The sequence below is a fragment of the Streptomyces sp. NPDC008086 genome (assembly GCF_042957325.1).
Classification (GTDB): domain Bacteria; phylum Actinomycetota; class Actinomycetes; order Streptomycetales; family Streptomycetaceae; genus Streptomyces.
On record NZ_JBIBIA010000003.1, the window covers coordinates 364,720 to 387,076 of the forward strand.

The following is a 22,357-nucleotide window of genomic DNA, read 5'->3' on the forward strand; positions in this document are numbered from 1 at the left end:
GCTTCACACCTGTGGCGGATGTGTGGGGGACGCAGCAGTCCCTGTCACGGTCTGTTACGTCTCTCGCCTCCGGGGGCCCGGCAGTGTAGACATGGGCACATGGTCCGACTTTGGGGTCGCTCCGGGGCCCGGTCGGCCCGTCGTCCGAGCGGTGTGCGCACAGGGGAGGCGCCCGGCCGCGTCCGCGGGGTGCCCGCGGGCGTGCTGCCGCGCGAGGGGCAGCGCCCGGGACGGTTCCCGGGGGTGCGGGCGACGCTCGGTGGGCGCAGCGTCGCCGGTCAGGTGTTCGTGCTGCAAGTGGTGATCGTGCTGCTGCTGGTGGTCGCCGCGGTGGTGGCCCTGGTGCTGCAGGTGCGGTACGACACCACGGAGGAGGCCCGCAACCGTTCGGTGGCGGTCGCCGAGTCGTTCGCCAACGCGCCCGGCACCCGGGAGGCGCTGGACGGTCCCGATCCCACGGCCGTGCTGCAACCACGGGCCGAGGCGGCGCGCGAGGCGACGGGCGTGGACTTCATCGTCGTCATGAACACCGACGGCATCCGCTACACCCACCCGAAGACGGACCGGATCGGGAAGAAGTTCGTCGGCAACCTGGAACCGGCCCTTCAGGGCCGGGTCGTGACCGAGCAGATCACCGGCACCATCGGGCCGCTCGTGCAGGCCGTGGTCCCGGTCAAGGATCCCGACGGGAAGGTCGTCGGGCTGGTGTCGGCCGGGATCACGACGGCGACGGTGGGCGGCACGGCGGACCGGCAGCTGCCGCTCGTCCTCACCGCCGCCGCGGTGGCCCTCGCGCTGGCCACGGCGGGCACGGCGCTGGTCAGCAGGCGGCTGCTGCGGCAGACGCACGGTCTGGGGCCGGACGAGATGACCCGGATGTACGAGCACCACGACGCCGTTCTGCACGCCGTCCGGGAGGGCGTGATCATCGTCGGCACCGAGGGGCGCCTGCTGCTCGCCAACGACGAGGCACACCGGCTGCTCGATCTGCCCGCGGACGCCGAGGGGCGCCGGGTGCTGCACCTCGGCCTCTCCCCCGACACCGCCGAACTGCTGGACTCCGGCCGGATCGCCACCGACGAGGTGCACCTGGTCAAGGACCGGCTGCTGGCGGTCAACCAGCGCCCCACCACGCTCCGGGGCCGCCCGTCCGGCAGCGTCGCCACGCTGCGCGACTCGACCGAGCTGCGGGCCCTGTCCGGCCGCGCCGAGGAGGCCCGCGAGCGTCTGAACATGCTGTACGACGCCGGTGTGGGCATCGGCACCAGCCTGGACGTCACCCGGACCGCCGAGGAACTGGCCGAGGTGGCGGTGCCCCGGTTCGCGGACTTCGCCACCGTCGACCTGTTCGAGGCCGTGCTGGGCGGCGGGCAGCCGGAGGGCGTGACGCGGCTGCGCCGCACCGCGTGCGGCGGGATACGCAAGGACGCGCCGCTGTACCCGGTGGGCGAGGAGATCCGGTTCGTGGACTCCTCGCCGCAGGCCCGCGCGCTGAAGGACGGACAGGCCGTCATCGAGCCGCGGCTGGAGGAGGCGCCGGGCTGGCAGGCCCAGGACCTGGAGCGGTCGGCTCAGGTGGTGGACTTCGGCATCCACTCGCTGGTGGCGGTACCGCTGCGGGCGGGGTCCCTGGTGCTGGGGGTGGTGAGCTTCTGGCGGTCGCGGAAGGCCGAGCCGTTCGACGCCGACGAGGTGGCGCTCGCCGAGGAACTGGTCGCCCGGGCCGCGGTGTCGATCGACAACGCCCGCCGGTACACCCGCGAGCACAGCATGGCGGTGACGCTTCAGCGCAGCCTGCTGCCGCGCAGCCTGCCCGAGCAGAACGCGCTCGACATCGCCTACCGGTATCTGCCGGCGCAGGCCGGTGTCGGCGGGGACTGGTTCGACGTACTGCCGCTGTCCGGTGCGCGGGTCGCGCTGGTGGTGGGCGACGTCGTCGGCCATGGGCTGCACGCGGCGGCCACGATGGGCCGGCTGCGCACGGCGGTGCACAACTTCTCCGCCCTGGACCTGCCGCCCGACGAACTGCTCGCACTCCTCGACGAGTTGGTCGCCCGGATCGACCAGGACGAGACGGCGGAGGAGACCGACACCGCCCCGGTGACCGGCGCGACCTGTCTGTACGCGGTGTACGACCCGGTGTCCCAGCGGTGCACGATCGCCCGCGCCGGCCATCCGCCGCCGGCCCTGATCCAGCCGGACGGCTCGGTCGACTTCCCGGACGTGCCCGCCGGTCCGCCGCTCGGTCTGGGCGGGCTGCCGTTCGAGACGGCCGAGCTGGAGCTGGCCGAGGACAGCCGGCTGGTGCTCTACACGGACGGGCTGGTGGAGGACCGGGGACGGGACATCGACGAGGGTCTGGAACTGCTGCGCGCCGCGCTGGCCCGGGCCGGCCGGTCACCGGAGGAGACCTGCCAGGCCGTGCTGGAGGCCCGGCAGCCGGGCCGGGCGAGTGACGACATCGCGCTGATCGTGGCGCGCACCCGGGCGCTCGGGACGGAGCTGGTCGCCGAGTGGCAGGTGCCGTCCGACCCGGCGGCGGTCGGCCAGGTGCGCTCGGCCGTGACCCGGACGCTCCAGGCGTGGGACCTTCAGGAGCTGTCGTTCACCACGGAGCTCATCCTGAGCGAGCTGGTCACCAACGCGATCCGGTACGGCGGTGAGCCGATCCGGGTGCGGATGCTGCGCGACCGCAGTCTGATCTGCGAGGTCTTCGACAGCAGCAGCACCTCGCCGCATCTGCGGTACGCGACCATGACGGACGAGGGCGGGCGCGGACTGTTCCTGGTCGCGCAGCTGGCCGACCGCTGGGGCACGCGCTATCTGCCCGCAGGCAAGGTGATCTGGGCGGAGCAGCCGCTGCCGTAGCCACGGCGGCCGTTTGTGCATAGGTACGAACCTTTGACGCGACCGGTGCCCCTTGCGCACAGCTTCTGGTAGGAAACTTTCCTATCAGTACCAGCAACGGCCAACTCCCCACCCCCCACCATCCTTTGGAGCCGCCGTGAAGCACCCCTCGCCCACCTCGCGCCGCCGCGCCCTCCTCGCCCTGTTCGGGGCGTCGCTGGCGTCGGTCCCGCTCCTCAACTCCCCCCGGGCCGCCGCACTCTGCGCCACCGCGGCGGGCCTCGACGACCCGGCGAAGAAGGAGATCGCCATGCAGCTGGTGTCGAGCGCGGAGAACTCGTCGCTCGACTGGAAGGCGCAGTACAAGTACATCGAGGACATCGGCGACGGCCGCGGTTACACCGCCGGGATCATCGGCTTCTGCTCCGGCACGGGCGACATGCTCGACCTGGTCGAGCTGTACGCCGACCGCCGCCCCGGCAATGTCCTCGCCCCGTACCTGCCGGCCCTGCGCCGGGTGGACGGCACCGACTCGCACGACGGGCTCGACCCGCACTTTCCCCGCGACTGGGCCCGGGCCGCACAGGACCAGGAGTTCCGGCGGGCGCAGAACGACGAACGGGACCGGGTGTACTTCAACCCGGCCGTGCGGCAGGGCAAGGCGGACGGGCTGCGCGTGCTCGGGCAGTTCGCGTACTACGACGCCATCGTCATGCACGGCGACGGCGGCGACCCGACCAGTTTCCGCAACATCCGGGGGCGCGCCCTCGACCGGGCCCGGCCGCCGGCGCAGGGCGGCGACGAGGTGACCTATCTGCACGCCTTCCTGGACGCGCGGGTGTGGGCCATGAAGCAGGAGGAGGCCCACAGCGACACCAGCAGGGTCGACACGGCCCAGCGGGTCTTCCTGCGCGAGGGCAACCTCGACCTCGATCCGCCGCTGGACTGGAAGGTGTACGGGGACAGCTTCCACATAGGCTGACGTCGACCCGGGGTTGTCGTTCCGCCCACGTGGTACGGCGACCCCGGAATTCAGCCATAGAATCGATTTATGAGCTCATAGGCCGGACCCGCGTACCGACTTAGGCTTGCCTTAGTTTAGGCTTCCCGACGAGATCGCTTGTCACCACTCGAAGGGACCCTGATCATGCCCCGCCCCCTGCGGGTAGCCATCGTCGGAGCCGGCCCCGCCGGGATCTACGCCGCCGACGCTCTGCTCAAGTCCGACGTGGCCGCCGAACCCGGTGTGTCCATCGACCTCTTCGAGCGCATGCCGGCGCCGTTCGGCCTGATCCGTTACGGCGTCGCGCCCGACCACCCGCGCATCAAGGGCATCATCACGGCCCTCCACCAGGTGCTCGACAAGCCGCAGATCCGCCTCTTCGGCAACGTCGACTACCCGACCGACCTCAACCTGGACGACCTGCGCGCGTTCTACGACGCCGTGATCTTCTCGACCGGCGCGACGGCCGACCGTGCGCTGCCGATCCCGGGCATCGAGCTCGACGGGTCGTACGGCGCCGCGGACTTCGTCTCCTGGTACGACGGCCACCCGGACGTGCCGCGCACCTGGCCGTTGGAGGCCGAGAAGGTCGCGGTCCTGGGCGTCGGCAACGTCGCGCTCGACGTGGCCCGGATCCTCGCCAAGACGGCGGACGAGCTGCTGCCGACGGAGATCCCGCCGAACGTCTACGACGGGCTGAAGGCCAACAAGGCCCTCGAGGTCCACGTGTTCGGCCGGCGTGGCCCGGCGCAGGCGAAGTTCTCCCCGATGGAGCTGCGGGAGCTGGACCACTCCCCCAACATCGAGGTCATCGTCGACCCCGAGGACATCGACTACGACGAGGGCTCGATCGAGACCCGGCGGGGCAACAAGCAGGCCGACATGGTCGCCAAGACCCTGGAGAACTGGGCGATCCGCGACGTCGGCGACCGGCCGCACAAGCTCTTCCTGCACTTCTTCGAGTCGCCCTCGGAGATCCTCGGCGAGGACGGCAAGGTCGTCGGCCTGCGCACAGAGCGCACCACCCTCGACGGCACCGGCAACGTCAAGGGCACCGGCGAGTTCAAGGACTGGGACGTCACCGCGATCTACCGCGCCGTCGGCTACCTCTCCGACAAACTCCCCAAGCTGCCCTGGGACATCGAGACGGGCACGGTCCCGGACGAGGGCGGCCGCGTCATACAGGAGAGCGGCGAGCACCTCCAGTCGACGTACGTCACCGGCTGGATCCGGCGCGGCCCGGTGGGGCTGATCGGCCACACCAAGGGCGACGCCAACGAGACGGTGGCCAACCTCCTGGACGACTTCGCGAACGGCCGTCTGCAGACGCCGGTCTCGCCCGAGCCGGAGGCCGTGGACGCCTTCCTCGCCGAGCGCGAGGTCCGCTTCACCACGTGGGAGGGCTGGTACAAGCTCGACGCCGCCGAGAAGGCGCTGGGCGAGCCGCAGGGCCGCGAGCGCGTGAAGCTCGTCGAGCGCGAGGACATGTTGCGGGAGAGCGGCGCGTGACTCGCGGGCGGTGACACGCCGACGGAGAGGGCCGGGGGTTCGTCCCCCGGCCCTCTCCGGGTTTTGACGATCGTTCCCGGGCATTCCGGGCTGCGCGGTGATCGCCGCCTGTTAGCGTCCCCCGGTGTTCTCACTCCTGGAGCCCCCCTTCTTCACCCGGCTGCGTGACGCGCGCCGGGTTCTGGTCGCCGGCGCGGGCGGCGGTTTCGACGTGTACGCCGGTGTGCCGCTGGCCCTCGCGCTGCGGGCGGCCGGCAAGGAGGTCCACCTGGCCAACCTGTCCTTCTCGGATCTGTACGGGCTGGACCTCGACGTGTGGGTGGACCACGACGTCGCGGCGATACGCCCGGACACCACCATCCGCGGCGACTACTTCCCCGAACGGGCCCTCGCCGGTTGGCTCGCCCTGCAAGGCCTGCCCGACACGGTGTACGCCTTCCCGCTCACCGGCGTCCGGCCCCTCGAGGACGCCTATCGGACCCTCCTGCGGCACCTGGGCGGCGTGGACGCCATCGTGCTGGTGGACGGCGGGACCGACATCCTGATGCGCGGCGACGAACACGGGCTGGGCACACCGGAGGAGGACATGGCGAGCCTCGCCGCCGTGTCCGGCCTCGACGAGGTCCCGGTACGGCTCGTGGCCTGTCTCGGGTTCGGCGTGGACTCCTACCACGGGGTCAACCACTCCCTCGTGCTGGAGAACCTCGCCGCACTGGAGCGCGACGGCGGCTACCTCGGCACCTTCTCGCTGCCGCGCCACAGCCGCGAGGGCGCGCTGTTCCTCGACGCGGTCGAGCACGCCCAGCGATGCACGCCGGACCACCCGAGTATCGTCCAGGGCTCCGTCGCGGCCGCCGTACGCGGCGACTTCGGCGACGTCCGGTTCACCGAGCGCACCAAGGACGGCGAACTGTTCATCAATCCGCTGATGGCCCTGTACTTCTGCGTCGACGCGCCCGCCCTCGCCCGGCGCAACCTCTACCTCGACCGGCTCGCGAACACCGCGCTGATGCGCCAGGTCAGCTCGGTCATCGCGGAGTTCCGCGACGAACTCCCGCGCCAGCGGCCACCGCGGGCGTACCCGCACTGACGCGCTTCTGTCCCACATTCCGGTGAAGTCGCCCCAGACCGCTCGCGAGCCGCATACACTCCTGATCTTCACAGAAGCTCCATATAGGGGGGATGTTTCTCCATGCGCATACGCACCGTCGCCACAACCGCCGTCGCGGCCGGCACACTCGCCGCACTGTCGGCCGTCCCGGCCCAGGCCACCGAGTACTCGTCCGCGCTGAAGATCAAGGGCGTCCAGTACGACGCGCCCGGCCGGGACTCCAACAACTGCCGGACCGGCAACACCGACGAGGAGTACCTGACGATCAAGAACTACTCGTCCGGTACCACGGTCAACCTCAAGGGCTACGTGGTGAAGGACAAGGCCGGCAACCGGTTCAGGTTCACCGCCAACCACTACCTCCAGCCCGGCGACCACGTGAAGCTCCGGGGCGGCAACGGCACCGACTCCGACACGCACAACGTCGTCTACCGCGACAACTGCAACTTCCTGTGGAACAACGACAAGGACTCGATCTACCTGTACAAGCCCTCGGGCGCCGGGGCGGATTCGCACTCCTACACCAAGAGCGGCAACGACCGGGACGGAAACGGCTACATCACGTACCACAACTGAGCGGGCTCGGCGGCGATGAGCAGGACCCGCCCCGATGCGGATGGTGGGCGGGCCCTGCTCACCGGGTCATTGTCATGACCGGACGCGGCGCGGACCACGAGTGAGCGACGGCCGGCCGGTGCGGACCCCACACACCCCGTGTGCGCACCCCCCGCTCCGTCGGCATCCACCTGCGGCGACGATACTGGTACGCGTACGTGTGCCCCCGGCCAGCAGATGGACCCATGCCCAGCTCCTCCAGCACCCGCCCCACCGCTCCCGCCTCGGTGTGGTCGGCCCGTGGCCGCCACCTCGGGCCCGCCGCCGAAGACGTACTCCGGCCCGCTCTCCAGCAACTCGAGGACAGCCGGACCATCGACGACCACATGGAACTGCCCCAGACCGACGGCGCCCGGGCGTCGGTCTTCGAGGCACGCTGGCGTGTCGCGGGGTCGGTGACCGTACGCGCCCGGCTGACCGTCGGGCCCGATTCCGGCGACGGGCAGGAGTGGACGCTGGTCGCCGAGGCCGAAGCTCCGTGGGATCCGCGCTGGCCGTCCCCGGTCGCCATGTTCTGGCCGCAGGGACCGGACGCGGGCTGGGACCACGAGACGGTCGCGGGCCTGCGTCTGACGGACATCAACCCCCTGCCGTCGGACGACAAGGAGGTACGGCGCATACTGCGGGACGCCGCGCGCGACGGCTGGTGCGTCCACGTCGTCGTCCACGAGGCCATGACCACCGACGAGCGCGGCCGGGTGCCCCTGGCCGGGATGCTGCCGCCGGGTCTGCGGCACCGGGTGGTCGAGCATCGCGCCGCGCCGAGCCAACTGCGCGTCGTGAACTGGGCACTGCGGGAGTCCGGGGTGGAGGTGCCGCGCGGCGGGGCGGTGGTGCTGCCGGGGTATCCGGTGCCGGACGGCTACGACGCGGACGAGTTCGCCGTACGCACGGTCTTCCTGGACGGCTCCGAGCCGGCCGAGCTCATCCATGCCGTGACGCGGTTCGCGGCGCTGCCGCGCCCGTTGCCGGACGGAGCCGAGGAGGCCGTCACCGCGCTGCGCGAGGACTGGCGGCTGCTGACCCTGGAGGAGGAACTCGACCGGGAACGCAAGCTCGTGGCGATGTACGCCGACGCGCTCGACGCGATGACGAAGTCCCGCGACCTGTACCGGGAGGCCGCCGAGCAGGCGCACGCGGCGCTGGCCGCGTACCGCGAGTCCGCCGCCGTACCCGAGCCCCGGCCCCAGTCGCCCGCCTCCCCCGCCGCGTCCCCGCTGCAGCAGCTGACGCGGACCTTCGAACGCCTCAAGGGCTCCGCCCGGACCCGCAGGCCCGCCCCCTCGCCCACCCCCTCCCCCGCCTCCGACGCGGGCGACACGGAGGAGAGCGAGGCCGTCGAGGCGCAGCCGGAGTCCGCTGACCGTTGACCCTGGGTGGTCCGGCGCGAGGCGGCACCGCGTGCCGCCGCAGTGGGCGTAGAGGGGCTGCGCAGGATCCGTGGGCGGCGCGTACTGCGTCGGTCGGGCGCGCATCGGCGCGTGGGTGGACGGCCCGGGCGCCTGCCCGAGCAGGTGACCGGGCCGGTTGTGCGTCTTCCGTCCTGACGAGTGATGGTGTGCGGCCGAGTGACGGCCGCCATGCAATGCACCCGCCGCGAGGGGGAATCCGACCTGCGGGTGCGCATCGGTGCGCGCCGTCGGCAGGAGGAGGGTCCGTGGGGTCGACCACCGAGGTGATCGTCGTCGCCGTGGTCCTGGCGGCCGTCGTGCTCGCCGTGGCCGTCAGGTTGTTGGTACGGCTCGTGCGGACCCGGCGCCTGATGCGGCGCGCGGGTCTGCCCACCGGGCCGCGCTGGGTGTTCTGGGGTGCCGTCCTGTACTTCGTGCTGCCCGCCGATCTGGTGCCCGATCCGGTGTATCTGGACGACATCGGCGTGCTCTTGCTGGCACTGCGTACCCTGCGCCGCTCTCCCGAGGCGGGACCGCCGGACGCCGCTGGTTACAGAAAGTAAGGAAACCAACCACTCGTTCGATTCGTTTAAGTAAGAGGAAGCCCAGAAGCGTCGGCGGGGTCAGTGACGCCAGGTGGGTGACCAAGCTCGATCGGAGCAGCACCTGTGAGGGAGAGACGATGCAACCGTTCGCGCTCAACTATGCACGGCCGGCAGCGGAGTTGGAGGTCTCCGCTGCGTACGTCTACGACTCCGGTCTGCAGTTGAACGTGCTGGGTGACGGGCGGATAGCCGCCCGTGATCACGCGCTCTTGCGGGAGTTGGGAACCACGACGTCCACGGCGGGCTCGAAGACCCACTTCGACGACTGAACGCAGGTCGCCGACGATGACGGTCCTGATTGTGACCAGCGAAGAGGACGTGACGGCGGACATGGTGGTCGTGCACCTGAACGCGTCCGGTGTCCCGGTGGTCCGACTCGATCCCGCCGACCTGACCGGCGGGGTCGCCCTGTCGGGCGAGTTCGCGCACGGAGCCTTCCGCGGCCATCTGTCGTCAGCGGGACGTCTGGTGAGCATCAATGGACTGCGGTCGATATGGATGCGCAGGCCGGGAGCGGCGGCGGCGCGCGCGGCCGCGCCGTCGGCCTGGCTGACGGAGGAGGCGGGGCAGGCGCTGTACGGCATGCTGCGTGGCTGTGACGTGCGCTGGATGAACCATCCCGACGCGGCCGGTCGGGCGCGCTACAAGCCGTGGCAGCTGCGGCTGGCCCAGCGGTGCGGGCTGCCCGTCCCGGCCACGTTGATCACGACGTTCCCGCAGGCCGCCCGCGAGTTCGCCGCGCGCTATCCGGATCTGGTGGTCAAGCCGGTCTCCGGCTCCCATCCACAGGATCCGCCCCGCGCGGTGCCGACCAGCAGGGTGGCCCCGGACGCGGACTTCTCCGCCGTCGCCTTCGGGCCCACCCTGCTGCAGCGCCGGGTCGCCAAGCGGGCCGACGTCCGGCTCACCGTGGTGGGCGAGCGGTTGCTGGCCGCCGCGAAGGTGGCCGACACCGAGGCCGAGGTGGACGTGCGCTTCGCCGCGTCGGACGCGCCCTGGCAGCCCGTCGAGGTCGCGCCGCGCGTCGCCGACACGGTCCGCTCCTATATGCGGGAGGCCGAACTCGCCTACGGCGCCTTCGACTTCGCCGAGGACGCCGACGGCACGTGGTGGTTCCTGGAGTGCAACCAGTCGGGGCAGTTCGGGTTCATCGAGGTGGACACGGGCCAGCCGATATCGCTGAGCATCGCCGAGTGGCTCGCCCGGCCCGCCTCGGGGGAGCAGCCGCACGCCAACGGGGCGAGCGCGAAGGTGCCCTGACCGGACTCAGCGCTGCTGCGGCCCGGGCGGCAGGGCGCTGCGCTGCCAGGTCGGGGCCGGTTGCGTCGGGCGTCCGGGGGCCGGCGGGGGGCCGCCGGGCGGCAGCAGCGACTGCCCGGACTGGAGCAGCGGCTGCATGGCGAACTCGACTTCCCTGCTGACGCGTTCGGCCTCCCTGCGCACTTGGAGAGGGATGTCGCCGCGCTCCGCGATGAGCCGGTCGTAAATGGGGGAATCCTGGAACACCCGTCAACGCGCCTTTCATGTCGTGGCCCCGTGTGCATTTGGGCACGGCTGTCGAGTCTAGGCGCCGACGCACACTGAAGTACGAATTCTGCCAGAGCGCTTGACGGCCGCCGCACGGGCACTACGGCATCGTCGGGACACCGCCCGGCGGTCGCCTCAGGCACCCGTCGTCGAGCCGGGCCGGACGATCATCAGGACGGTGACGGTCGCCCAGAGCAGGTTGAAGATGCCGGTGAACATGGCGAGTCGCACGGTGGCCGCGCGCTCGACGGCCTTCTCGGCGCCGAGTTGCTCGAGGAGTTCCTCCTGGCGGGGCAGGACGAAGGCGATCAGGATGCCGGCGGCCGCGGCGGTGAGGGCGATGGAGGTGATGAGCCAGCCGCTGCCGAGGACGCCCATCGCCAGCGCGGTGGCCAGGCCGAGGACGGGGACCGAGACCCCGAGGGCCGCGTAGACGCGGCAGATGCGGTGCAGCAACCGGACGGTGCCCACCGCCACGGCCCCGTCCGTCGCCGGGACCCGGCGCGCGGCCGGCGGGAACATGCTGGCCGCGACGGTGACGGGACCGACGGCGACGATGGCGGCCAGGACGTGGAGGGTGAGGAGGATCTTGGTCACCCGCCCCACGCTAGGGACCTCACGGGTGATCGGACAGCGGCTGAAACGACAGCTTCCAACGGGTTCCCGCCAACGCCCCTGCCCGCATGCTTGACTCAGTCACGCACATGACCAGGCCTTATCCACCTGGCGGGAATCCGCCTAGGGTGTCGCCCATGCACAACGTGGCGATCCTGGTTCTCGACAACGTGGTGCCGTTCGACATGGCGACGCCCTTCCAGATGTTCGGCTGGACCCGGCTGCCGGACGGCCGCCGCCCCTACCGGGTGCGGCTGTGCGCCGAGTCGCCGGAGGTGGCCACGGAGGGCTTCGCGCTGCGGATCGACCGGGGCCTCGACGGGCTGGCGGACGCGGACACGATCATCGTGCCGGGCTGCGACGACACCGGGCCGCCCTCGCCCCAGGTGGTGGCGGCCCTGCGGCAGGCGGCGCGGGCCGGTACGCGGATCGCCTCCGTGTGCGTGGGCGCCTTCGTCCTGGCGGAGGCCGGACTGCTCGACGGGCTGCGCGCCACCACCCACTGGATGGCCACGGACGACCTGGCGCGCCGCTTCCCGGACGTCCATGTCGAGCCGGACGTGCTGTACGTCGACAACGGGCGGATCCTCACCTCCGCCGGCGCCGCCGCGGGGCTGGACATGTGCCTGCACATGATCCGGCGGGACCTGGGCTCGGCCGTGGCCGCGCACACCGCGCGCATGTCCGTCGTGCCGCTGGAACGGGAGGGCGGGCAGGCGCAGTTCATCGTGCACGCGCACCCGCCCGTGCCGCGCGGTTCGGCGCTCGAACCCCTGCTGGAGTGGATCGAGGACAATCTGGCCGGGGAGCTCACCCTGGGGGCGATGGCGGAGCGGTCGGGGATGAGCGAGCGCACCTTCAGCCGCCGGTTCCGCGAGCAGACCGGCACCACTCCCCTCCAGTGGCTGCTGCGGGCGCGGGTGCGGCGGGCCCAGTACCTGCTGGAGAACAGCGACCACCCGATCGAACGGATCGCACGGCAGGCCGGGTTCGGGTCACCGACGGCGTTTCGTGAGCGTTTCCGCCGGGTGGTGGGCACCACGCCGCACGCCTATCGCGCCGCGTTCCAGGGGAAGGCAGACGCGTCAGTCACGGTGGGATAAATCACCCGAGTCCACACGGGCCGTTAACAGTTGGACAAGGGGTATCGATCCTCCCCAAGGACGGTGTACGCCCATGAACTGCTCCAGCCGCTTCCTCTGCGCCCTCTACATCGCCACGAGCGCGGGGCTCGCCTGGACCACGGTCCTCGAGGTCCGCCACGGCCCCGCCTGGGCCGCGTGTCTGTTCGCCGCCGCCAGCCTCGTGCCGGTGATCGCCGTCGTCCGGGAGACGGTGATCGGCGAACAGCGGCGCTGGCTGCTGGAGTTGGCCGCGCGGGCCGGGCGCGGGGGCGATGCCGCCGAGGCGATCGTCCGTGCGGAGCTCGACTCCGCGTGCTGCGAACGCTGGTGGACGAGCCTCGGCAGCGAGCACGACGTGACGTGTCGGCACGGGATGCCCCGCAGCAGCAGCGCCGCGTGAGCGTCACAGCGCGGCCCGTCCGGCGGCGAGCTGGTCGCCTCCGATGCTGATCCAGGTCTTCCGGCGCGTTCGGCCGCGCCGGTGAACGCCTGCTGGGCCCGGTCCAGCGGGAAGCGGGCCTCGATGACGGCGCCGGGCCGGGCGTCGGGCAGTTCGGCGGTCGCGGCGGCGAAGTCACCGGGGTGGTCGTAGATCATCGTGCCGCGCAGCGTCAGCTGACGGCGGACCACGTCGTCGGTGGTGAGCGACAGTTGGTGGGGATTGAGGCCGATCAGGAGGACGGTGGCGCCGACGGCCTGTTCGTGCACCGCGAGGTGGGCGGCGACTCCGTCGACCTCGTGGCGTTGTCCGAGCTGCACGCCAGCTGGTCCATGACGCGGCGGCCCGTATGGCGGCGGACCGGTAGGGCCTGCCATCATACGGGACGAGCAACGTGGGGTGTGGGCGTGGGACTACGACGCGGCCCCGCCCGGGCGGGGCGTGAAGGCGTCCGTGTGCTCGGCGGCCCACTGGGCGAAGGTGCGGGCCGGGCGGCCGGTAACCTTCTCCACGGTGTCGACGACCGTACGGCCCACCTCCGGGGTGTTCCCGTACGCCTCCAGCAGGAAGCCGATCACGTCCTCCGGGTGGCCGGCCGCCCGCCATTGGGCGACGGCCTGCTCCTCGGTCAGCTCGACCAGGGCGATCTCCCGGCCGCGTGCGGCGGCGAGAGCGGCCACCTTGTCGGTGACGGTGAGCAGTTCGGGCCCGGTGATCACGTACTCCTGGCGCCCGTGCCCCTCCTCGGTGAGCGCGACCGCGGCGACGGCCCCGATGTCGCCCTCGTGGACCATGGCGCTCAGCCGGGCGACGAACGGCTCACGGACCTCGCCCGCGGCCACGATGCCGTCGGCCCACTCCAGGGCGTTGCCCATGAACTCGACCGGCATGAGGACGGTCCAGTCCACGCCGTCGTCCGCCCGCACGGCGTCCTCCAGCGGGGACGGCCCGCCGCCGTGCAGCACGGTGACCCGCCGCACACCGGCCGCGCGGGCCGCCTCCAGGATGCGCGGGCCGGTCTCCAGCGGGGCGAAGTAGGCCCCGCCGAAGGTGATCAGGTGGAGCCCGGTGACGCCTTCGAGGGCCGGGATCAGGGTCTCGGGCTCGGTCAGATCGCCCTGGACGACCTCGACGTCGGCCGGGAAGTCGGCCTTCGCGGCATCGCGGGTGAGCGCGCGGACCACATGGCCGCGGGCGAGGAGTTCGGCGACGACCTGGCGGCCGACGGTTCCGGTGGCACCGGTGACAAGGATCTTCTGCGTCTGGGTCATGGAACGACCGTAGGCAGGCTTGCGGTCAGCTTCTGTCCGCAAGCCTCGGCCTCACGTCACTTCACCTCGACCGAGAGGTCGTTGTCGACGGTGAAGTAGGGACGTACGACGCCGCCGCCGACCACGGCCGTGGGATAGACGAAGACCTCCTTGCGGTCCGCCACGTCGTCCAGGAGACGACCGATCCGGATCGGCGCCGCTCCCCCACCGGGCGAGGCCTGGACGCTCAGGTCCCAGACCCGGTCGCGGGTGCCGCCGTCGCCGACCAGGTCGGCGTAGTCCACGACGAAGGAGAACGCGCGCCCGTCGCCCTCGCCCCGCGGCTCCACGATCCGTACGGTGCCCTCGCCGCCCCGCAGGCGCAGCCGTACGGCGGCTCCTTCGGCGAGCGAGGTGCCGTGCAGCCGGGCCCGGACCGTCATCGAGCGGTCGGTGACGCCGAGGCCCTCGACCTCCGCGTGGGCGGTGCGCAGCCAGGCCCGCACCGCGAGGTAGCCGTCCTTGGTGACGTACGGGACGCGCACGGCCACCGGTGACGGCCGGTCCCGGGTGTGGCCGTCGACGAGGGCCCGCAGGTCACGCAGGCCGGGGCGCAGGCGTTGCCGGGGCGCGTCGGGTGCGGACAGGAGGTAGACGTCCCAGCGGCCCTCGGCGAGAGCGGGCTGCCGTTCCAGGGCGGCGAGGAGGCGGCCGTCGTGGGCGGGTTCCAGGTCGAGGAGGTGGACGGTCCTCTCCGGTTGGCCCTTCTTGGGGCGCAGCCTCAGCAGCAGCTGGGGCGAGCCTGGGTCGGCGGCCGCTGTCGGCGGGAGGGCGAAGACGATCCGGCCGTCCGCGTCGGCCGTGCAGTCGACGCGCAGGTGCGTGCCCCGCGTCGTGTCGGGTTTCGTGTCGGGCTTGGTGTTCAACGCCGTCCCCTCCGTACGGTGCGCAGCGCGCCGGAGGCCACGGCGTACGCGGTGTCGCGTGCGGCGAAGCCCTGGCTGACCAGGGCGCGTTGTATTCGGCCGCCTTCCGGGGGAGCGACCGGTCGTCCCGTCGCGCGCGCCGACCTCGCCTCGTCGATCAGCCGCTCGGCCTGCTCGACCACGGGGACGGGGGCGAACCGCCGGGCGTTCGCGATGGCCGTGCGGCCCATCCGCCGGCGCCGTTCGTCGTCGCGGACGAGGTCGAGGAGCGCGGCGCCCAGGGCGTCGGCGTCCCCGACCGGTACCAGCCGGCCGTCGACGCCGTCCTCGATGATCTCGCCGGGTCCGTAGGGGCAGTCGGTGCTCACCACGGGCAGGCCGCAGCGCATGGCCTCGACGATGGTCATGCCGAACGGCTCGAAGTTGGACGCGCACGCGGCGATCGAGCCCTTGACCCACTCGGCCTCCATGGGGGCCGCCGCGCCCATCAGCAGGGCGTGGTCGGACAGGCCGAGGCGCTGGATGAGCTGTCGCAGCCGGGTCTGCTCCTCCCCCTTGCCGTAGATGCGCAGTTGCCAGTCGGGGTGGGCGGCGGCGACCGGGGCGAACGCCTCGATGAGCAGGTCGTAGCGCTTCACCGGGACCAACCGGCCGGCCGCGACGACGACCTTCGCGGTGCCGTCCGCCGCGGGCAGCACCGGATCGGGCACGCTGTTGGGCAGGGCCTCCACCCTGACCCCGGGCAGCCGCATCTTGCGCCGGTAGGCGGCGGCGTCCGCCTCGGTGACCGTGGTGAGCACGTCGAGGCGGCGGTAGGCGCGGCGCAGCGTGGTGCGCAGGCGGGGCGGATGGTTGTCGAGGGTGAGGTGTTCCTGCCCGACGCGGACGACGTGCTGCGGCGCCTGGAGCGCGAGGTGCACGTTGAGCCCGGGGCGGGTGCCGATGACGACGTCGGCGTCGGTCTCCGCCAGGAATGCGCCGATCCGCCGGTCGGTCAACTCGCTGTACTGCCTGTAGCGGTACTCGGCGACGGGGAACACTTTCGCCGGTCTGAGATGCAGGGGGTGTTCCTTCTCGTGCCGCAGGTCGACCAGCGGCCGTAAGGACACTCTCGGGTCCAGGGCGAAGTTCGGGTGTTCGCGGTGCCGCAGCACCGAGACGATCTCGACCTCGTGCCGCTCGGCCAGGGCCTGTGCCAGGTTGAAGGTGGTGGTGATCGTGCCTCCGATCCCGTAGGCGTTGTGCAGCAGGAAAGAGATCTTCATGGCGGGCTAGACCTCGGCAACCCCCTTTTAGTTGCCTGTTGTTATATCTCTGTTGTCTTGCAGGTCACGCCCGCCTCGGCGGGTCCGCGACGAGACGGACCAGCACGACGGCGGGCGTGTGCGGCAGCGACACCCGCAGCCCGCCCCCGTCCCAGACCGCCGACCCGGCCGCCGCCCCCGACGCCGGCGACGGGTGCAGGATCTCCGCGCGGACCTCCCGGCCCGCCAAGTGCCCTACGGGCAGGCGCAGTTCGCGCTCGCCGCCGCGCCGCCAGACCGTGAGGTACGACGTACGGTCGTCGCACGACCGCATCCCGAGGGCCAGCCACTCGTCCGTCCACCCGGGCAGCCCGAGCGGCCAGAACGGCACGGCCCGCGCGAGGTCCGGGCGGATCGACTTGTACGTGGTCACCGCGTCCCGCACGAGGCCGAGTTGTCGCTGTGACATGCGGTCCAGATGGCCCGACAGATGGATCCGCCCTAGGAGGGCCCCGCCCAGGGTGAAGGCGATCAGGTCGTCGTCGAAGCCGGGCTGCGGGTAGGCCCAGACGGCGCCCTGCTCGGGCGGTACGGCGGTCGGCGCGGCGGCGGCGATGGGCGGGTAGCGCAGGGGGTCCTGCTGGTCGCTGGTGGACTGGAGCTGGGTGACGGCGAGGGTGGCCCCGTCCATCCGCATGCCGCCCGAGGCGCAGTTCTCGATCACCAGGTGGGGATGCCGGTCCAGTACTTCGGAGAGCCAGTCCAGGTAGGCGTGGGCGTGGCCGAGCAGTCCGGCGCCCGGCGCGAGGTCGCCGGGGGCGAGGGTGCCGGGATCGATCACGATGTTGTAGTCCAGCTTGAGATAGCCCACGCCCCAGTCGCCGACGATGCGGTCCACCGCCTTGTCGAGGTGTGCGCGGGCCGCCGGATGGCGCAGGTCGAGCTGGTGGCGGCCCTGTTCGGTGAGGCGTACGCCGTCGCGCTGGAAGAAGGCGGCCGGCGGAAGGGCGGCGGCGACCGGGCTGCGCACGCCGACGACCTCCGGCTCCAGCCACAGCCCGGGCACCATGCCGCGCTCCCGGATCCGGTCCAGTACCGCCCGGACACCGCCGTCGGGGAAGCGTCGAGCCGAGGGCAGCCACGCGCCGACGGTGTCCCACCAGTCGCCGTCCTCCGAGTCGTCGTACCAGCCGGCGTCCACACAGAAGTACTCCGCGCCCGCCCGAGCCGCGGCGTCGATCAGCGGGAACAGCTTCTCGGAGGTCGGGTCGCCCATGAGCGTGTTCATGTAGTCGTTGAAGACGACCGGGAGCGCGGTGTGGTCCGGGTGCGGGCGGCGTACGGCGCGGCGGTACGCGGTCAGCGCGCCCACGGCCTCGTCGAACCCTGCGCCCAGGGCCAGGACCCCCGGCACGGTGGTGAACTCCTCGCCCGGCGCGAGCCGGACCCGCCACTGGTGCTCCGCGTCCGTGGGGCCGTTCAGCGCCAGAAAGGTGCCGCCCCCGCTCTCGCCCAGGTCCCAGCGCCAGCCGGCCGGGGACTCGATCTGCCACAGCCAGGTCCGTCCGCTCCCCCGCTCCGTCAGCGCCCCCATCGCCAGATGACCGTCGGTGGGCCAGCTGCCGCGCCCGGCGAGCACGAGGGCGGCCCGGCTGTCGTGCTGATGGGCGCCGACGTTGATGTCGGCGACGGTCTCGCGCAGCGGCTCGCCGTACCAACGGCACTCCGCGAGCCAGTCGTTGCGGGCGCGGCGCACGTCGAGCGCGTCCGGTGCGGGCAGGCCTCCGAGGAGCAGGCTGGTGACGGACTGCACGACGAGCGGCTGCGGGCCGTCGTTGCGGAGCCGGACGCGGGAGCGCAGCACGGGCAGCCCGCCGGGAGAAGTCAGCTCGACGAACGCGGTCAACCCGGTGTCCGGGTCATGCAGTTCGACGGTGAGCCACTCCTGATCGCCCCGTCGCCCACTGCGCCGCGCCCGGTAGCTCAGCCGAGCGCCGAGCGCCGAACCGGTGAAGCGCGGGCCGGACCAGGCGCTGCCGTGCCCGAAGGCCGTGAGCTCGACGAGCGGGAGGGCGGACTCCGGACGGACGGGCTCACCGGCACCGAGCCGGACCAGCCGCAGGGTCCCGTCGGACGCTGTGGTGAACTCGGCCTCCAGACCCCCCTGCCCCCAAGTGAAGGCGCCCCGCCTGCCGTTGAGTTCCGCGTCGGCCGTACCGGTCAAGGTGCTCCCCTTAGTGAATCCCTCGTTACGGTCTCTTGACGGTCCCCATGTGACCGGTCACAATCCTGGCATGAATGTGACCGGTCACACAAGGCGCCCGGCGAGCATCAGGGACGTCGCGACCGCCGCCGGCGTCTCGTACCAGACCGTCTCCCGGGTGATCAACGGCCATCCCAGCGTCAAGCCGACCACCCGGGAGCGGGTGCTCGCCGCCATCGACGAGCTCGGCTTCCGGCGCAGCGCCACCGCGCTCGCCCTGGCCAGCGGACGCACCCGGGCCGTGACGGTGCTGACCGCGAACACCACGCACTACGGCTACGCCTCGATCCTCCAGGGCATCGAGGAGGCCGCCCGCGCCGAGTCCTACGCCGTCGGGATCGGTGTGCTGGAGTCGGCGGACGAGGCGGCCGTCGCCGCCGAGGTGCGGCGGGCGGCCGACGCGGGCGGCGGTCTGATCGTGATCGCGTACGATCCGGCCGGCGTGAAGGCGCTCGGGGCCGTCCCCGCCGAACTGCCGGTCGTCGGCGTGGTCGAGACCCCGTCGAGCACGCCCGACCCCGGCCGGCCCTGGGTGTGGACCGACGACCGCGAGGCCGCCTACCAGGCGACCCGCCATCTGCTCTCCCTCGGCCACGAGACCGTGCACTACGTCGCCATCCCGTCCAGCACCCGGCGCACCAGCGCCCGTACCAGCGGCTGGCGGCAGGCGCTGCGCGAGGCCGAGGCGCCCGAACCCCGGCCGGTGCAGGGCAGTTGGGGTCCGGCGGAGGGCCATGCCGCGGGTCGGCGGCTCGCACGGGATCCGGCCGTGTCGGCGATCCTGTGCGGCAACGACGACCTCGCGCTGGGGGTGCTGCGCGCGCTGCACGAGGCGGGGCGTTCCGTCCCCGGCGAGGTGAGCGTGGCCGGGTTCGACGACGCGCCGCACTCCGCGTATCTGACGCCGTCCCTGACGACCGTACGGCTGGATTTCACCGGGCTCGGACGGGCCGCGTTCGCCCTGCTGCACGGAGTGCTGGAGGAGGCCGCGCAGATCGCCCCGCATCCCGTCTCGGTGCCGGAGCTGGTGGTGCGGGAGAGCTCGGGGGCGCCGCATGAACGCGCACACGATCGCCCGACGCGCCTCAAGGACACTCAACGCACCACACGAGCACCGCTGTTGTGATTCCTGCTTCCTGGACCACCCAGCCCGTTTCGCGAAAGGCACGTGTTGACTTCCTCCCCCGCCTAGAGGCGGAGGGTTCCAGCGGTCGCCCGCTGGGGTTCCTGCTTCACCGACGACTGCCCCGTCCGGGAGGACTCCCGTTGAGGTCTTACACCGTCTCCACAGGCAGACGCCGCCAGCCCGGCGGCCAGGAGGTTACGCGCCGCGTTCACGTCGCGGTCATGTACGGCACCGCAGTCACACGTCCACTCGCGGACGTTCAGCGGCAGCTTCTCGCGGACCGCGCCGCAGGCCCCGCACAGCTTGCTGCTCGGGAACCAGCGGTCGATCACGACGAGTTCACGCCCGTACCAGGCGCACTTGTACTCCAGCATCATGCGGAGTTCCGTCCACGACGCGTCACTGATCGCTCGCGCAAGCGCGTGGTTCTTGACGAGGGTGCGGACGGTCAAGTCCTCGATCACGACCGTTTGGTTCTCACGGACGAGACGAGTCGACAGCTTTTGCAGGAAATCGCGGCGCCGGTCGGCGATCCGCGCGTGGACTCTGGCAACGCAGCGCCGGGCCTTCTCCCGGTTCGCCGACCCCTTCGTCTTCCGCGACAGCTCCCGCTGTGCACGGGCCAGCCGGGTGCGGTCACGACGCTCGTGTTTCGGGTTGGCGACCTTCTCCCCGGTGGACAGCGTCACAAGGGAGGTTATGCCCGCGTCGATACCGACGGCGTTCGCCGTGTCCGGAGCCGGAGTGATGCGGTCGTCACACAGCATCGAGACGAACCAGCGTCCGGCGTTGTCGCGGGACACGGTCACCGTGGTCGGTGCCGCACCCTGCGGGAGCGGACGCGACCAGCGGATGTCCAGCGGCTCGGCCATCTTCGCGAGCGTCAGCTGCCCGTCGCGCCACTTGAAGGCACTGCGGGTGTACTCGGCCGACGCGCGGGACTTCTTCCGGCTCTTGTAGCGCGGGTACTTCGCGCGCTTGGCGAAGAAGTTCCCGAACGCTGTCTGGAGATGGCGCAGCGTCTGCTGGAGCGGGACGGAGGACACCTCCGTCAGGAAGGCGAGTTCTTCGGTCTTCTTCCACTGCGTCAACGCGGCGGACGACTGCACGTAGGAGACACGGCGCTGCTCGCCGTACCAGGCCCGCGTGCGCTCCTCCAGCGCCTTGTTGTAGACGAGGCGGACGCAGCCGAACGTGCGCGACAGCTCCACTGCCTGCTCGTCCGTGGGGTAAAAGCGGTACTTGAAAGCCCGCTTGACCTGCTGCGTCATGCCTCACATTCTATCGGCTCACATGTGAGCCTCGAGTGTCGGCCGGTGGCCGCAGAGGGCGAATCGCCCTGGAGGCGACTCGCCTTTCCCCACCCTGCTCAGCAGGGGCTTCGTCTCCTCCCCTGCCTGAAGGCCAGGGTCTCCACGAAGGAAGCATGATGAAGACAAGAGCTCTCCCCGCCCTGGCGCTGATATGCGCCCTCGGTCTCGCCGCCACCGCGTGCAGCGACCCCACGGCCGGCGGCTCCGGTGACTCCGGCGCGGACGGGAAGCGGACGGCCGTCGACCCGACCGCACGGCTGGACGGCGTGAAGCTGACGATGTGGACCGCGCAGAACACGGTCAACGCGCCCAAGCAGGTCATCGACGCCTTCGAGAAGGCGACCGGCGCGAAGGTGGAGACCCAGGCGATCCCGGACCTGTACGAGCAGAACGTGCCCACCAAGCTGGCCTCGGGCGACCGTCCGGACCTGATGTTCTGGCAGCCGTCCATCTCCACGCTGCCGTTCGTCCAGCCGCGGCAGAACCTCATGCCCCTGGACGGCGAGCCGTGGGAGGACCGGCTCGGTGACACCGAGAAGTCGCTCGGCGTGATCGACGGCAAGCGGTACGCGGCGATCGTCACCAGCCCCGCCATGCTCGGCGTCTACTACAACAAGGACGTCTTCAAGCGGGCCGGGCTCTCCGAGAAGGACTTCCCGGAGTCCTACGACGAACTGCTCGCCCTCGGTCACAAGGTCGTCGACAAGACGGACGCGGCCGCCTTCTACGAGGCCGGCGGCGACAAGTGGCCGCTTCAGTGGCAGATGCAGGTCCAGCTCACCGACCTCGACCAGCGGTGGTGGGACGGGCTGAACAAGAACCAGGAGAAGTGGACCGACCCGGTCGTCGTCGGCGCGATCAAGAAGTACAAGGAGAAGCTGCTCGACGCGGGGCTCGCCCAGAAGAACTACCGGACCGGCACCTTCACCGGACAGGCCGACGCGCTGTGGAAGGGCGAGGCCGGCATGGTCCTCAACGTCACCTCCTTCCAGAGCCAGCTGCAGGCCAGGTACTCCACCGCCGAGATCGACGAGAGGATCGGCTGGTTCCCGGTCTCCAACTCGGCGGCCACCGGCATGTACTCGCCCGACCAGACCAACGGTGTGGTCGCGTTCAGGACGGGTGACGAGAAGCGGCAGAACGCGGCCCGGCAGTTCCTCGCCTTCTGGCTCGGCCCGGACTACGCCGACTACATCAAGGCGATGAAGATCCCGTCCGTGCAGCCGTCCGTGCCCACCCCCGACGGGCTGCCGCAGACGTCCAGGGCGCAGGTCGCGGCCCTGCCCACCGCCGTCGGCGTCTTCCAGGCCAAGGCGATCGTCGCCCCGGACACCCACCTCTACCTCGCCGACATGATCTTCGACAAGAAGGATCCGCGGCAGGTCGCCCAGGCGATCCAGGACCAGTTCGCGCAGGTGGCCAAGGCCCAGGGCGCCTCCGGGTTCTGAC

Annotated in this window: 20 protein-coding genes; 12 read left to right on the plus strand and 8 right to left on the minus strand. The window is 71.5% G+C overall.

Features of this window, described 5'->3' with window-relative positions:
• Positions 1 to 99: 99 nt before the first annotated feature.
• From ACFZBP_RS11915 to tgmB, 9 genes are all read left to right on the plus strand, one after another.
• Positions 100 to 2,868 carry a SpoIIE family protein phosphatase gene (locus ACFZBP_RS11915; RefSeq protein WP_383443248.1) on the plus strand — a complete coding sequence of 923 codons (2,769 nt, stop codon included), beginning with the start codon at positions 100 to 102 and terminating at the stop codon, positions 2,866 to 2,868.
• Positions 2,869 to 3,004: 136 nt separating this feature from the next.
• Entirely contained in the window at positions 3,005 to 3,829 is an 825-nt protein-coding gene (locus ACFZBP_RS11920) for a chitosanase (RefSeq protein WP_391412226.1), read from the plus strand.
• 165 nt (positions 3,830 to 3,994) lie between these two features.
• Positions 3,995 to 5,359 (plus strand): FAD-dependent oxidoreductase, encoded by a 1,365-nt coding sequence (locus ACFZBP_RS11925; RefSeq protein WP_391412228.1) that lies wholly within the window; start codon positions 3,995 to 3,997, stop codon positions 5,357 to 5,359.
• Between the two features lie 124 nt (positions 5,360 to 5,483).
• A complete protein-coding gene (locus ACFZBP_RS11930; protein WP_391412231.1) occupies positions 5,484 to 6,449 on the plus strand; it encodes a DUF1152 domain-containing protein in 966 nt (321 codons plus the stop codon).
• Between the two features lie 102 nt (positions 6,450 to 6,551).
• Positions 6,552 to 7,046: a lamin tail domain-containing protein gene (locus ACFZBP_RS11935; RefSeq protein ID WP_391412233.1), complete on the plus strand. Its 495-nt coding sequence runs from the start codon at positions 6,552 to 6,554 to the stop codon at positions 7,044 to 7,046.
• Between the two features lie 224 nt (positions 7,047 to 7,270).
• The gene (locus ACFZBP_RS11940; protein ID WP_383443234.1) at positions 7,271 to 8,455 is read left to right on the plus strand and encodes a hypothetical protein; all 1,185 of its coding nucleotides are present in this window, start codon (positions 7,271 to 7,273) and stop codon (positions 8,453 to 8,455) included.
• Positions 8,456 to 8,742: 287 nt separating this feature from the next.
• Entirely contained in the window at positions 8,743 to 9,039 is a 297-nt protein-coding gene (locus ACFZBP_RS11945; protein WP_234761062.1) for a DUF1232 domain-containing protein, read from the plus strand.
• A gap of 119 nt (positions 9,040 to 9,158) precedes the next feature.
• Positions 9,159 to 9,350 carry a putative ATP-grasp-modified RiPP gene (gene tgmA, locus ACFZBP_RS11950; protein ID WP_391412236.1) on the plus strand — a complete coding sequence of 64 codons (192 nt, stop codon included), beginning with the start codon at positions 9,159 to 9,161 and terminating at the stop codon, positions 9,348 to 9,350.
• Positions 9,351 to 9,366: 16 nt separating this feature from the next.
• Positions 9,367 to 10,341 carry an ATP-grasp ribosomal peptide maturase gene (tgmB, locus tag ACFZBP_RS11955; RefSeq protein ID WP_391412238.1) on the plus strand — a complete coding sequence of 325 codons (975 nt, stop codon included), beginning with the start codon at positions 9,367 to 9,369 and terminating at the stop codon, positions 10,339 to 10,341.
• Between the two features lie 6 nt (positions 10,342 to 10,347).
• Here the strand turns inward: tgmB and ACFZBP_RS11960 are convergent, their stop codons facing one another.
• Positions 10,348 to 10,587, minus strand: coding sequence for a hypothetical protein (locus ACFZBP_RS11960; protein WP_391412240.1), 240 nt, complete (start codon positions 10,585 to 10,587; stop codon positions 10,348 to 10,350).
• Positions 10,588 to 10,743: 156 nt separating this feature from the next.
• Positions 10,744 to 11,205: a DUF2269 family protein gene (locus ACFZBP_RS11965; protein ID WP_383443213.1), complete on the minus strand. Its 462-nt coding sequence runs from the start codon at positions 11,203 to 11,205 to the stop codon at positions 10,744 to 10,746.
• A 155-nt stretch (positions 11,206 to 11,360) separates the two neighbouring features.
• Between ACFZBP_RS11965 and ACFZBP_RS11970 the strand changes: the two genes are divergently transcribed.
• Entirely contained in the window at positions 11,361 to 12,326 is a 966-nt protein-coding gene (locus ACFZBP_RS11970) for a helix-turn-helix domain-containing protein (RefSeq protein WP_391412244.1), read from the plus strand.
• Positions 12,327 to 12,431: 105 nt separating this feature from the next.
• Here the strand turns inward: ACFZBP_RS11970 and ACFZBP_RS11975 are convergent, their stop codons facing one another.
• From ACFZBP_RS11975 to ACFZBP_RS11995, 5 genes are all read right to left on the minus strand, one after another.
• Positions 12,432 to 13,106, minus strand: a complete 675-nt coding sequence (locus tag ACFZBP_RS11975; protein WP_391412246.1) for a hypothetical protein — start codon at positions 13,104 to 13,106, stop codon at positions 12,432 to 12,434.
• Between the two features lie 93 nt (positions 13,107 to 13,199).
• Positions 13,200 to 14,057: an NAD(P)H-binding protein gene (locus ACFZBP_RS11980; protein WP_391412248.1), complete on the minus strand. Its 858-nt coding sequence runs from the start codon at positions 14,055 to 14,057 to the stop codon at positions 13,200 to 13,202.
• A 56-nt stretch (positions 14,058 to 14,113) separates the two neighbouring features.
• On the minus strand, positions 14,114 to 14,962 hold the full coding sequence (locus tag ACFZBP_RS11985; RefSeq protein WP_391412250.1) for a transferase: 849 nt from the start codon (positions 14,960 to 14,962) through the stop codon (positions 14,114 to 14,116).
• Positions 14,959 to 16,227, minus strand: a complete 1,269-nt coding sequence (locus ACFZBP_RS11990; RefSeq protein WP_391412252.1) for a glycosyltransferase — start codon at positions 16,225 to 16,227, stop codon at positions 14,959 to 14,961. Before ACFZBP_RS11990 ends, ACFZBP_RS11985 begins: the two co-directional genes overlap by 4 nt.
• A gap of 64 nt (positions 16,228 to 16,291) precedes the next feature.
• Positions 16,292 to 18,430, minus strand: a complete 2,139-nt coding sequence (locus ACFZBP_RS11995; RefSeq protein ID WP_391412254.1) for an alpha-galactosidase — start codon at positions 18,428 to 18,430, stop codon at positions 16,292 to 16,294.
• Positions 18,431 to 18,500: 70 nt separating this feature from the next.
• Between ACFZBP_RS11995 and ACFZBP_RS12000 the strand changes: the two genes are divergently transcribed.
• Complete coding sequence (locus tag ACFZBP_RS12000) at positions 18,501 to 19,595, plus strand: substrate-binding domain-containing protein (protein WP_391412256.1); 1,095 nt, start codon at positions 18,501 to 18,503, stop codon at positions 19,593 to 19,595.
• Positions 19,596 to 19,657: 62 nt separating this feature from the next.
• Here ACFZBP_RS12000 and ACFZBP_RS12005 read toward each other — a convergent pair whose 3' ends face one another.
• Complete coding sequence (locus ACFZBP_RS12005) at positions 19,658 to 20,866, minus strand: RNA-guided endonuclease TnpB family protein (protein WP_391412258.1); 1,209 nt, start codon at positions 20,864 to 20,866, stop codon at positions 19,658 to 19,660.
• Positions 20,867 to 21,024: 158 nt separating this feature from the next.
• Here ACFZBP_RS12005 and ACFZBP_RS12010 point away from each other — a divergent pair, with 158 nt between their 5' ends.
• Positions 21,025 to 22,356, plus strand: a complete 1,332-nt coding sequence (locus tag ACFZBP_RS12010) for an extracellular solute-binding protein (protein WP_391413002.1) — start codon at positions 21,025 to 21,027, stop codon at positions 22,354 to 22,356.
• Position 22,357 lies beyond the last annotated feature (1 nt).

What these genes read in the sequence shown, in the direction of transcription:
- ACFZBP_RS11915 (WP_383443248.1), top strand. Translation starts at nt 100, where the DNA reads ATGGTCCGACTTTGGGGTCGCTCCGGGGCCCGGTCGGCCCGTCGTCCG.
- ACFZBP_RS11925 (WP_391412228.1), top strand. Translation starts at nt 3,995, where the DNA reads ATGCCCCGCCCCCTGCGGGTAGCCATCGTCGGAGCCGGCCCCGCCGGG.
- ACFZBP_RS11935 (WP_391412233.1), top strand. Translation starts at nt 6,552, where the DNA reads ATGCGCATACGCACCGTCGCCACAACCGCCGTCGCGGCCGGCACACTC.
- ACFZBP_RS11940 (WP_383443234.1), top strand. Translation starts at nt 7,271, where the DNA reads ATGCCCAGCTCCTCCAGCACCCGCCCCACCGCTCCCGCCTCGGTGTGG.
- tgmA (WP_391412236.1), top strand. Translation starts at nt 9,159, where the DNA reads ATGCAACCGTTCGCGCTCAACTATGCACGGCCGGCAGCGGAGTTGGAG.
- tgmB (WP_391412238.1), top strand. Translation starts at nt 9,367, where the DNA reads ATGACGGTCCTGATTGTGACCAGCGAAGAGGACGTGACGGCGGACATG.
- ACFZBP_RS11970 (WP_391412244.1), top strand. Translation starts at nt 11,361, where the DNA reads ATGCACAACGTGGCGATCCTGGTTCTCGACAACGTGGTGCCGTTCGAC.
- ACFZBP_RS11980 (WP_391412248.1), bottom strand. Translation starts at nt 14,057, where the DNA reads ATGACCCAGACGCAGAAGATCCTTGTCACCGGTGCCACCGGAACCGTC.
- ACFZBP_RS11990 (WP_391412252.1), bottom strand. Translation starts at nt 16,227, where the DNA reads ATGAAGATCTCTTTCCTGCTGCACAACGCCTACGGGATCGGAGGCACG.
- ACFZBP_RS12000 (WP_391412256.1), top strand. Translation starts at nt 18,501, where the DNA reads ATGAATGTGACCGGTCACACAAGGCGCCCGGCGAGCATCAGGGACGTC.
- ACFZBP_RS12005 (WP_391412258.1), bottom strand. Translation starts at nt 20,866, where the DNA reads ATGACGCAGCAGGTCAAGCGGGCTTTCAAGTACCGCTTTTACCCCACG.
- ACFZBP_RS12010 (WP_391413002.1), top strand. Translation starts at nt 21,025, where the DNA reads ATGAAGACAAGAGCTCTCCCCGCCCTGGCGCTGATATGCGCCCTCGGT.